The organism is Lacinutrix cladophorae, assembly GCF_053604645.1.
Map to the genome: position 1 here is coordinate 206006 of NZ_JBSHNR010000119.1, position 11790 is coordinate 217795.

The 11790-nt window shown below is 31.0% G+C and carries 9 protein-coding genes; 8 read left to right on the plus strand and 1 reads right to left on the minus strand.

The genetic code is table 11. From position 1 onward, the window contains the following. The first annotated feature begins 76 nt into the window (after positions 1-76). The 4 genes from ACVC3Y_RS11245 to ACVC3Y_RS11260 are packed head-to-tail and all read left to right on the plus strand — an operon-like array spanning position 77 to position 3943. Positions 77-1171 (plus strand): glycosyltransferase, encoded by a 1095-nt coding sequence (locus tag ACVC3Y_RS11245; protein ID WP_303423595.1) that lies wholly within the window; start codon positions 77-79, stop codon positions 1169-1171. Between the two features lie 5 nt (positions 1172-1176). Further along, positions 1177-2382, plus strand: a complete 1206-nt coding sequence (locus ACVC3Y_RS11250) for a DegT/DnrJ/EryC1/StrS family aminotransferase (protein WP_452226943.1) — start codon at positions 1177-1179, stop codon at positions 2380-2382. After that, positions 2379-2969 (plus strand): sugar transferase, encoded by a 591-nt coding sequence (locus tag ACVC3Y_RS11255; protein WP_452226944.1) that lies wholly within the window; start codon positions 2379-2381, stop codon positions 2967-2969. The genes ACVC3Y_RS11250 and ACVC3Y_RS11255 overlap by 4 nt, the downstream gene beginning before the upstream one ends. Further along, positions 2966-3943: a polysaccharide deacetylase family protein gene (locus ACVC3Y_RS11260; RefSeq protein ID WP_452226945.1), complete on the plus strand. Its 978-nt coding sequence runs from the start codon at positions 2966-2968 to the stop codon at positions 3941-3943. Before ACVC3Y_RS11255 ends, ACVC3Y_RS11260 begins: the two co-directional genes overlap by 4 nt. Here the strand turns inward: ACVC3Y_RS11260 and ACVC3Y_RS11265 are convergent. Continuing rightward, positions 3940-5172: a GNAT family N-acetyltransferase gene (locus tag ACVC3Y_RS11265; RefSeq protein ID WP_452226946.1), complete on the minus strand. Its 1233-nt coding sequence runs from the start codon at positions 5170-5172 to the stop codon at positions 3940-3942. The two genes, ACVC3Y_RS11260 and ACVC3Y_RS11265, sit on opposite strands and share 4 nt — an antisense overlap. A gap of 386 nt (positions 5173-5558) precedes the next feature. On the opposite strand from ACVC3Y_RS11265, the gene ACVC3Y_RS11270 reads away from it, so the two are divergent. The 4 genes from ACVC3Y_RS11270 to ACVC3Y_RS11285 all read left to right on the plus strand — a co-directional run bounded on the left by ACVC3Y_RS11270 (position 5559) and on the right by ACVC3Y_RS11285 (position 11737). Continuing rightward, positions 5559-6647: an aminotransferase class V-fold PLP-dependent enzyme gene (locus tag ACVC3Y_RS11270; RefSeq protein WP_452226947.1), complete on the plus strand. Its 1089-nt coding sequence runs from the start codon at positions 5559-5561 to the stop codon at positions 6645-6647. Between the two features lie 199 nt (positions 6648-6846). Next, positions 6847-8538 carry a polysaccharide biosynthesis protein gene (locus tag ACVC3Y_RS11275; RefSeq protein ID WP_368389412.1) on the plus strand — a complete coding sequence of 564 codons (1692 nt, stop codon included), beginning with the start codon at positions 6847-6849 and terminating at the stop codon, positions 8536-8538. Positions 8539-8568: 30 nt separating this feature from the next. Continuing rightward, on the plus strand, positions 8569-9357 hold the full coding sequence (locus tag ACVC3Y_RS11280) for a polysaccharide biosynthesis/export family protein (RefSeq protein WP_303423609.1): 789 nt from the start codon (positions 8569-8571) through the stop codon (positions 9355-9357). A 10-nt stretch (positions 9358-9367) separates the two neighbouring features. Next, complete coding sequence (locus tag ACVC3Y_RS11285; RefSeq protein WP_303423611.1) at positions 9368-11737, plus strand: GumC family protein; 2370 nt, start codon at positions 9368-9370, stop codon at positions 11735-11737. Positions 11738-11790 lie beyond the last annotated feature (53 nt).

The window sequence follows — 11790 nt, forward strand, 5'->3', positions numbered from 1 at the left end:
GCGTTTTGTCCATTCTAAAGTAGCACAAATTTTAGTAAACAAAAAACTTATCTTATTTTAGTTGTAAATTTAATTCATGAATAAAAAAATCTGTCTTGTTGGTGGCGAAGATGTACATAAACGCATAGCCTTATCTAACTATCTTAAAGAAGCCGGTTTTCAGGTTACCATTCTTGGAACAAGTACTCGTGAATTCCCCGATTACATCACTTATGTTCCTTATAATTTGGTTAGAAGCTTCTCTCCTTCAGCAGACAGAAAAACATTAAAATGGTACAGGAAGTTTTTTGCAGAAAACGCATTTGATGTTATTCATACGTTCGATACCAAGCCTGCCTTTTTATTGCCAATTGCTTTAAAAAAAACAAAAACACCAATAACAAGAACAGTTACAGGACTAGGAACGATATTTATGTCTAATAGCTTGTTTAGCTTTGCTTTAAGAAGGGTTTACTATACTCTTCATCGAAGTATAAAACACCGAGTTTTTAAAACTGTTTTTCAAAACTACGACGATAAAGATCTATATAAGTCACATCAACTTATTACAGAAAAAAACTATGAGCTTGTATTTAGTAGCGGAATTGAATTAAAAAACATCAACAAAAAAGCAAAACGAAACAACACACCTTTCACCTTTATTTGTGTTGCAAGATTGGTTTACGAAAAGGGAATTATTAACCTATTAGAAGCTGCAAAAATTTGCAAAAGCAAAGGGTTCGAATTCAAAATACTACTCGTTGGCCCTTTAGAAGAAAATAGCAAACGCTTAAACCAAGAAATACTAGACCAATACAAAGATATTATTGATATTCTTGGAAGCAGAAATGATGTTTTTGAGCTACTTTTATCTTCAGATGCTTTTGTATTACCAACCTTTAGAGAAGGTTTTGCAAGAGTTTTACTCGAAGCTGCAGCAGTTGGGCTACCTATGGTTGCTACTAATGTTACTGGAGTTAGAGAATTTGCGAGACATGAAAAAGAAGCCTTATTAGTAGAAGTAAAAAACTCTATAGCTCTAGCAGATGCAATGATTAGATTAGCTACAGATAAGGATTTAGCCAGTCAATTAGCCGAAAATGCATTAAAACACGTTGAAAAGTTTAGTTTAGAAAACATTTCTAAACAATATATTAATATCTTTAACCAAGCTATTAATCATAAAATATAACGAAGATGAAAATTCCATTTTCACCTCCTTACATTAACAATAATGTAATTAAAGAAATCAAAGAAGCCTTAGATTCTGGATGGATTACTACTGGTCCAAAAGTTAAAAAACTAGAGGAACTTGTTTGCCATTACACAAAAGCACCTAATGCACTTGGTGTAAACTCTGCTACTTCCGGTTTAATGCTAGCCTTAAAATGGTTTGGTATTGGCGAAGGTGACGAAGTAATTATTCCTGCATACACCTATGCTGCAACGGCTTTAGCTGTAATACATGTTGGAGCAACACCAATAATGGTAGACATAGAAGACGATTTTAATATTTCGTTAAAAGGAATTAAAGATGCTATAACAGAAGACACTAAGGCTATTATTCCTGTAGACATTGCTGGTTGGCCTTGCGATTATGATGCTATAAATAAATTAGTTGACAACACTAGAGATTTATTTCACCCATCCCATGAAAATCAAGAAAAACTAGGAAGAATAATAGTTATCGCAGATGCAGCTCATGCTATTGGTGCAGAATATAAAAACAAATGTATTGGAGCAACTACAGATATCACAGTATTTTCCTTTCATGCAGTTAAAAATGTGACTACCGCAGAAGGCGGAGCCATTTGCTTAAACCTTCCAGAGCCATTCAATAATCAAGAAGAATACCTTTTTTTACGCTGTTTTTCATTAAACGGACAAACAAAAGATGCTTTTACAAAGTCGAAAGCTGGTGGTTGGAGATATGATATTATTTACCCTGGCTTAAAAATGAATCTTCCAGACTTACTAGCCGCTGTTGGCGTAGCACAACTACCAGAATACTTTGAAAGTGTTCTAGATAGACGAAAAGAAATATTTACATGGTATCAAGAATATTTTTCATCTAAAACCTGGGCTATCTTACCTCCTTTTCAAAATGAAGAAAAAACATCTTCCTGTCATTTATATGCTTTACGAATTAAAAATGCTTCCGAAACACAACGTGATATAATTATAGATAAAATTTCTAAAGAAGGCGTTTCGGTTAATGTACACTTTCAACCCTTACCATTATTAAGTTTATTTAAATCTTATGGCTACAAAATAGAAGATTACCCAAATGCTTTTAACAATTATAAAGCAGAAATATCTTTACCTATTTATCCGCAATTAACAGGTAAAGAATTACAATATATAGTAAGCACAATTACAAATGCTGTAGAATCTACATTATGACAAAACGATTGTTTGATATATGCTTTTCCTTATTAGGATTAATAATATTATTTCCTGTTTTATTGGTAATTGCTATACTAATTAAACTAGAATCTAAAGGTTCTATTTTTTTTAGACAAATACGTGTTGGGAAAAACAATCAGGATTTTAAAATTTTTAAATTCAGAACCATGTTTGTTGGATCGGACAAAAAAGGCTTATTAACATTAGGAGACAACGATACTAGAGTTACAAAAATTGGCTACTTTTTACGAAAATATAAGTTAGATGAAATACCACAACTTATAAACGTTTTACAAGGCACAATGAGTTTTGTTGGTCCAAGACCTGAAGTACGCAAATACGTTAGCCTGTACTCTAAAGAAGATTTACAAATACTTCAAGTAAAACCAGGAATTACAGACTATGCCTCTATTGCTTTTAGAGATGAAGCAGAACTTTTAAAAGATACAGTAGATCCTGAAAAACTTTATATAAAAGAAATTATGCCTCAAAAAATTGCTCTAAACAAGAAATATATTGTTAACCCTTCTGTGTTTACAGACATTAAGATTATTCTTAAAACATTTTTAAGTATTATAAAATGAAACTCGATCAAGGACATTTAGTAATCTCATTAGACTTCGAATTATTTTGGGGCGTTTTTGATGTTCGTTCTTTAGAAAGTTATAAATCACATCTTGAAAAAGTTACAGAAATTGTACCAAGATTATTAAAGCTAAGTGACAAATACAACATTAAACTAACCTTTGCTTCTGTTGGCTTCCTTCTTGCAAAGAATAAAGAAGAAATCATTCGGTTTAGCCCAAAAATAAAACCTAGTTACAGTAATTCTAATTTTAGCCCTTATCGTTTATTGAATGAAATTGGCAACAACCAACATGAAGATCCTTATCATTACGCAACTTCATTAGTTGATATAATTAAAAAAAATAAAAACCACGAGATTGGTTCACACACCTTTTGCCATTACTACTGCAACGAAATAGGACAAACTGCAAAAGAGTTTGAAGCAGACCTGTTAGCCAGCATAAACATAGCTAAACAACAAGACATTACTATAAAAAGCATTGTATTTCCTAGAAATCAAATAAACGAAACATATCTAAAAATATGTGCAAATCATGGTATTTTAAATTATCGAGGAATTGAAAAACACTGGATGTACAACACAAAAGACACGAAGCAGCTAGGCAAAACAAAAAATAGAATTTATAGATTATTAGATACTTACTTTAATATTTCTGGACATAATACACATGAATTAGAAATACATTATGGTTTAGTAAATATAGCTTCTAGTAGATTTTTAAGACCGTACAGTAATTTTTTGAGCTTTTTAGAACCTATGAAAATCCAAAGGATTAAAAGAGGAATGACATATGCTGCAAAAAAAAAACAAGTATACCATTTGTGGTGGCATCCACATAATTTTGGAGATAATACAGATAAAAATTTTAAAGCTTTAGAAACACTTTTCATACACTATAGCATGTTAAAATCTACGTACAATTTTAATTGTAAAACCATGGCGCATTTATCTAAGCTAACAAAAAATTAATCAAACAACACCATATAACTAGATTTCTCTCCTACAACACAATAACTATCTTTACTTGAATCTTTAATTTCATACACACACAATCCTGAAATCGCTTCTGGATTCTTGTATAATTCATCAAAAACTATTGGTTTCAAAAAAACATAAGTTTTATTTTCTATATCTATTAACCGCATTGCATTAACGTCTGCATACGCTTCTAATTTTTCAATAACATATTTTCTTCTAACAACAGTTTCTGTCTTTTTACCTTTTAATACAAACTTAAGCTTTACGTATTTTTCGTTAACATTTTTATCTCTCAAATATTGCTTAAAAGCATACTTGGTTTTTATAAATTTTGCTATTGCAGACGCTATAATACTAGTAGAATCGTATAAAACATGATTTTCATAAGTATACGCATTGTTAGTCCAACGGTTTTTATACTCATACTCTCCTTTCGAAAAATCATAAATAGTATATCCATTTTCAAAACACCAATGAAACAACTTAATAATTGTAGTATGACCAAGATTAAACCTATAATAATCCGTATCAAAAGATGTTATTGCATAAAACATCGTAGTATCAGACAGAAAACTTAAAGAAACACCTATTGGTTTATCTTTATTACTAATCGTAATTAGTAATGCGCGTTTTTCCTGAAGCATATGAAATATTAAATCATAATAATACTCCCAAGTTTCTAAAATATCATTATCCTTTTGTAATGCATTAAAACGTTTCGTTAATAAAGCTTTAAAACCATTCATAATTACTGAATACGTTTCAGTGTCTATGGACTCGTTATAAATAGAATAGGTAATATCGAAGCATGCTTCTAGCCTTTCTTGGTTTCTCCTAAACTTATATCTTGTATTCGATTTAAATTGACTTTTTGCAAAAGCATCATAACTTTCAAAAGCATTTAATTCTGCTAAAAAACCTTTGTATTGCGGAATCTTAAAACATTTTAAAGAAGAAGGGCGCTGGGTTTTCAAATCAAAATACGTTGGCACATCATGTATTAAAAAAGCTTTTCCCTTAAAGTCTTTTTCTTCTACATCTACAGAATAAGACATCCCATTAGTAATGTTTTTTCCAACATTATAATACAACGGAAACACACTGTTTTTCACAAAACCAACATTTGCGATAGACTTAAAAATCAAACCTTGTTTAGAGGCGTTAAAATGCTTTGACCAAACAGCAGTAAAGGTCCTGGAAACGAATGGATTATTTTTCATAAAATGATTAATAGCAAGCACTAAATTATTATTTAAAAAGAATATATCCTAACACAACACTTTATTAAAAACAAAAAAACAACAACTCTAATCTTATAATTTTGTATATTTATCACCATCTATAACTAGAAGCTATAGAGTCTCTCCTAATAACACATTGATCTAGCAAAAAAGACGAAATAAATAAACTGTTGTTTTATATATTAATAAAGCATAAAAGCGTGTATAAATTTAGATAAAACTTAATACCTTTAGTATTTAAATCAAAGAACGTTTAAATGAGTTCTTTGTCGTATTTTTTTGATTAATACTTTAAAAACAACAATATTTATATGGCTATTAATGAATCTAATCTGAATTCTAGAATCTGGTTATCTCCACCTCATATGAGTGGACACGAACAAGAATTCATAAAAGAAGCATTTAAATTAAATTGGATCGCACCAGTAGGACCTAACGTAAACGGTTTTGAAAAAGACATAGAAACATATCTTGATCAAGAAAGTTACGCAACGGTTCTAAGTTCTGGCACTGCAGCAATTCATCTTGCATTAACATTGTTAAATGTTAAACAAGGTGATGAGGTGATATGCCAAACAAAAACGTTTGTAGCATCTGTAAACCCAGTTGTTTACCTAGGAGCAACACCAATTTTAGTCGATAGTGAAGAACAAACATGGAACATGTGTCCTGTTTTATTAGAAAAAACAATAAAAGACAGAATAAATAAAGGGAAAAAACCCAAAGCTATTATAGCTATTAATTTATACGGAATGCCATACAATGTAAAACAAATACATGCAATATCTAATCAATACAATATCCCAGTTGTAGAAGATAGCGCGGAAGCATTTGGCAGTCAAGTTAACGGTCAAAAATGCGGCACCTTTGGAGATTTCTCTATTCTTTCATTCAACGGAAACAAAATAATAACCACTTCTGGCGGTGGTGCTTTAATCAGTAAATCCGAAACTTTAAAGAAAAAAGCCCTCTTTTTAGCTACACAAGCAAAAGAAGAAGGACTAGAATATGAACACAAAACGATTGGCTACAATTACAGAATGACAAATATTATTGCTGGTGTTGGAAGAGGACAAATAAAAGTACTAGACAAATACGTAGCACTAAGACAAAGAAACTACAACCACTATTGTAAGCAATTACAAAATATAGATGCAATTACATTTTTACAAGAACCAGAAGGTTTTTCCTCAAACAGATGGCTAAGTTGCATGCTATTAGACACAAAACAAACAAGAGACGATTTAATAAAACTATTAAAAAACAACAATATTGAATCCCGACCTTCATGGAAACCAATGCACCTACAACCTTTATATAAAGACGCCCCTGCCTATTTAAACGGAGTATCAAATAATTTATACGAAAAAGGCCTTTGTTTACCAAGTGGATCAAGTCTTACCGAAGCAGAATTAAATAGAATAACAAAATTAATTATATCCTATTTTGATTAATTATAATGACATATTAAGAAAACTAACAGAGCGCTACGCATCAAAATGGCTTGTACTCCTGTTTGACTCTTGCATTGTACTTTTTACTTTTTTTATAGCATATATAATTAGATATAATTTTGTAATAGATTTTAATTTTTACACCTTTTTAAAACAACTCCCTTTCGTATTCACAGCAACAGTAATAAGCTTTCTAACGGTGAGCTCTCACAAAGGTGTGGTTCGATTTACAGGAGTTAAAGACGTAGTGAATGTTGTTATTGGTTTAAACATACTAGCAACCATATTAATAATCACTACATATATAAGTAGAAAATACAATTTTGATAGTGTTTTTGATATTCCAGGCTCTATCATATACATACATTTATTACTTAACATATTCTTTATTATTGGCGCAAAATTCTTTATCAAACACATATATAAAAGCTTATTTCATGATTTTGACAGCCTAAAAACGGTTCTTATTTATGGCGCTGGAAATTCTGGAATGATCACATATGATGCCATAACAAATGATGCAAAAAGCAACATTAAAGTTTTTGGTTTCTTAGATGATAAAGAAGGGAAAATTGGAAAAAAAATAAACATGCTAAATGTTTATAACCCCAAAAAAATCAACAAAGAGTTTGTAGAAAAAAACAAAATTGACGAAGTAATTATATCTATTCAAAGCATTGATTCCAATAGGCTATTAGAAATTTCCGGTTCTTTATTTGCTTTAAACTTGAAAGTGAAAATTGTTCCAGATGTACAACATTGGATTGATGGCGACTTAAGTATTGGTCAAATTAAAGACATAAAAATTGAAGACCTCTTAGGGAGAGAACCAATAAGAATAGATAACCCACTACTAATAGACGAATACAACAACAAAGTGCTACTTGTAACAGGAGCTGCAGGATCTATTGGTAGCGAACTAGTTAGAAAACTAAGCTATTATCAATTCAAAAAACTGGTGATTATAGATAATTCGGAATCTGCTTTATACGATTTACAACAAGAACTTAAAAGAAATAAGATAACAAACATCGAAACCATTATTGCTGATGTAAGAAACAAACAGCGTTTAGATCAAATTTTTAACACCTTCAAACCTGAAATTATTTTTCATGCAGCAGCATACAAGCACGTACCTTTAATGGAAAAAAATCCCTTTGAAGCGGTTAGCGTAAATATATTTGGCACCTATAACACCGCCGAATTAGCAATGAAACATGGCGCCGAAAAATTCATACTAATATCAACAGATAAAGCTGTAAACCCTACAAATGTAATGGGAGCCACAAAGCGAATTGCCGAAATATGTATATTCTGCCAAAAAAATATAGTAAAAGGAAAAACAAAGTTCATTATTACTAGGTTTGGTAATGTATTAGGATCTAACGGCTCAGTAATTCCTTTATTTAAAAAACAAATTGAAACTGGTGGCCCATTAACAGTTACTCATAAAGATATTATACGATATTTTATGACTATTCCTGAAGCAAGTCAGCTAGTATTAGAAGCCGCAGCCATGGGATTAGGTGAAGAAATATTTGTTTTCGACATGGGAAAACCCGTTAAAATAATTGATTTAGCAAAAAATATGATTGCACTTTCTGGATTAAATTACCCAGAAGATATCGATATAAAAATAATAGGATTAAGACCTGGAGAGAAAATTTTTGAAGAACTATTAATAGATGGCGAAAACACCAAACCAACCTACAACGAAAAAATAATGATTGCTCGATGCAAAGATGTTAACGAAAGTCAATTAGAAAAAATCAGAAAATTACTAAAACTAGATTCTACTTCTTCAAATATCGAAATAGTTTCTTTAATTAAAGACATAGTACCAGAATACAACCCTAACAATACCAAATACGAAGTTTTAAACATAAAATAAACTTATAAAAAAAAAAAAAAGCTATTAATCATGAAATCTATCTTTAATCAACCAAAAACTAGTATTATCACCTCCTTACTCTTTGTTTTTCTGTTTGCATCTTGCGCAACCACACAAGAGATAACATACTTTCAAGACGAAACGCTTGCAGACTACCAACCAATAGATTTTGATACAGATATTGTTTACAAAACCAACGACAAAATCTCTATCATTGTATCATCTATAGACCCTGAAGCTGCAAGACCATTTAACCTTCCTACAATTTCAGAAGGACAATCTGCTATTGTAACACAGGGTAGCACTAAAATGCAAACCTACTTAGTAGATAAATTTGGAAATATAGAATTCCCAGTGCTAGGGCAACTAAAAATAGGAGGCCTAAGTAGAACCGAAGCTACAGAATTACTCAAAACAAGATTAAAAGAATACCTAAAAGACCCAATTGTAAATATTAGACTAATAAACTTTACAGTAACTATTTTAGGAGAAGTACGTAACCCAGGAACTTTTGTTTTAGAAGATGAAAAAATATCTTTATCTGAAGCCTTAGGATATGCAGGAGACTTAACTATTCATGGAAGAAGAGATAATGTTTTACTTATTAGAGACAATAATGGCAAAAAACAGTACGCACAATTTGACTTAACATCCATTGCTGTATTAAATAACCAAAGCTACTATTTAGCACAAGACGATGTTATCTATATTTCGCCAAATAAAGCTAGAGTTCGCTCTTCCACTTATAATCAAAATACAGCAGTTGTTATTTCAGCACTCGCTGTTCTTGTATCATTAACTGCCATTATTGTAAATTAAAAAGCCCGTAATGAATAATAACGCTGCAAATCAAAAAGAACATTTTAGAGATTTAGTAGATCCATATTTAAGTAAATGGAAACTAGTAATCCTATGCGTAATTGCTGCAATAGCTTTAGCACATTTATATTTAAGATATGCTACCTACCAATACAAAGCAAGCGCTACAATACAAATTAAAGACGAAAGACAGAGCACAAAATTACCAGAGTTATCTTCTTTACAAAATTATGGTTTATTTAAAAAAGACCTTAATAATGTTTTAGATGAAGCTGAAATTATTGGCTCAAGAGAATTAATAGAGCAAGTAGTTAAAGACTTAAAATTCAACATTCAATATTATGTCGAAGGAAGAATACAAAATCACGAAGTATACGCCAATCCTCCTTTAAACTTAAATTTTAGCGCAACAGATTCTATTCTTTTTCTAGCAGATACTATCATGAATGTAAAAATTCATTCTAAGACTCAATTTCTACTTAAAGGGGTAACCGAAGGTGAAAAAGTCTGGAAATCTAAAGATCAAAACATAGAAGACCAAGGAACATTACACAGTTTTGGTCAACCTATAAAAACAGGCTTTGGAGACATTATTATTACCCCAAATCTTGGACAATACGCTGCAAAAATAGGGTCTAATATTACCATTCAAATTTCTCCAGTCACAAAAATAACAGGTGACTACAAAGGCAACCTACGTATTGAAACAAAAGAATATTCTAGCATAATCAAACTATCTATAACAGACAACAATAGAGACAAAGCTTCTTTGTTTTTAAGTAAGCTAATAGAGGTATATAATAAAGACGTAGTAAAAGACAAACAACAAGTAGTGGAAATCACTTCCGACTTTATTAATAGCAGACTTGAAATTGTTTCAAGAGAATTAGGCCAAGTAGATTTAACAGCAGAAACCATTCAAAAAAGAAACAGACTAACAGATTTAGCTACACAATCTAACATATTCCTACAATCGGAAAGAGATAATGAAACACAGATCATCAATACAAGTAATCAAATTCAGCTAATAGATTACATGAAAGATTTTGTGGATGAAAATAGTGGTTCTTCCGATTTACTACCTGCGAATATTGGTATTGCCGAAAATTCTATTGGAGAAATCACAAGACGACATAACGATTTAGTAATTGAGAGAAACAGATTACTAAAACACTCTAGCGAAAAAAACCCCACTGTTGTAAACTTAACGAACCAAATTAATGAGTTAAAAGGCAATTTAAATCAAAATTTAAACAACATTAAATCCTCTAACGAAATTACGCTAAGTGCTTTAAGCGAAAAAGCAAATAAAATTAGCGGTAAAATTTATACAACTCCAACAAAAGAAAGACAGTTTAGAGACACACAAAGACAACAAAACATTAAAGAATCTCTTTACTTGTATTTACTGCAAAAACGAGAAGAGGCAGCTATTTCTCATGGTATCTCCTCTCCTAACGCAAAAGTTGTAGACAATGGATTTGCTGGAAAAAAACCAATTTCACCAATAAAACCAATCGTTTATTTATCTGCACTTATTTTAGGAGCAAGCTTACCAATTGGCTTAATTTATTTATTTCAATTATTAGACTCTAAAGTTCACACTATAAAAGATATTAAAAAGAATATTGATGTACCTTACTTAGGAGATATTCCAAAATCAAACAATCGAAAAAAACTAATAGAAAAGGTCGATTACTCTGCAAAAGCAGAAGCTTTTAGAATGGTAAGAACAAATATTGATTTCATGCTTCAAGACATCACAGACAGAGCTAAAATCATTTTTGTTACCTCTACAACTAGTCAAGAAGGAAAATCGCATACCTCTATAAACCTAGCCTCTTCCCTTTCTTTTTCTGAAAAGAAAGTCCTTTTAATAGAAACAGACATTAGAGTACCTAAAGCAACAAATTATTTAAAAATTAAAAATGAAACTGGCATAACCAACTACATAGGCAACAAAAAACTTACCGCTAAAGCTGTTACCACAAAGTTAGAAGACAACCCTTTTCTAGATGTAATTCCATCGGGAGTTATTCCTCCAAATCCTTCAGAGTTATTAATGAATGATCGCGTTGGAGATCTTTTTGAAGCTGTTAAAAACGAATACGATTATATAATTGTAGATACTGCTGCTGTTGGTTTAGTTACAGATACTTTACTAATTAGCAAATACGCAGACATGTTTGTTTACGTAGTACGAGCTAACTATATTGACAAAAGACAACTTCACATTGCACAAACAATGTATACCGAAAAACGCTTGCCTAACATGGCTATTTTATTAAATGCTGTAGATCATAAAAAATCTGGAAGTTACACCTACGGTTATGGCAAAAATCCCATAAAGAAAAAATGGTGGAAGTTTAGAAAAAACTAATGAAAGCAATAAAAAATCCCGAAACGTTTCGGGATTTTTTATTTTATATTAGA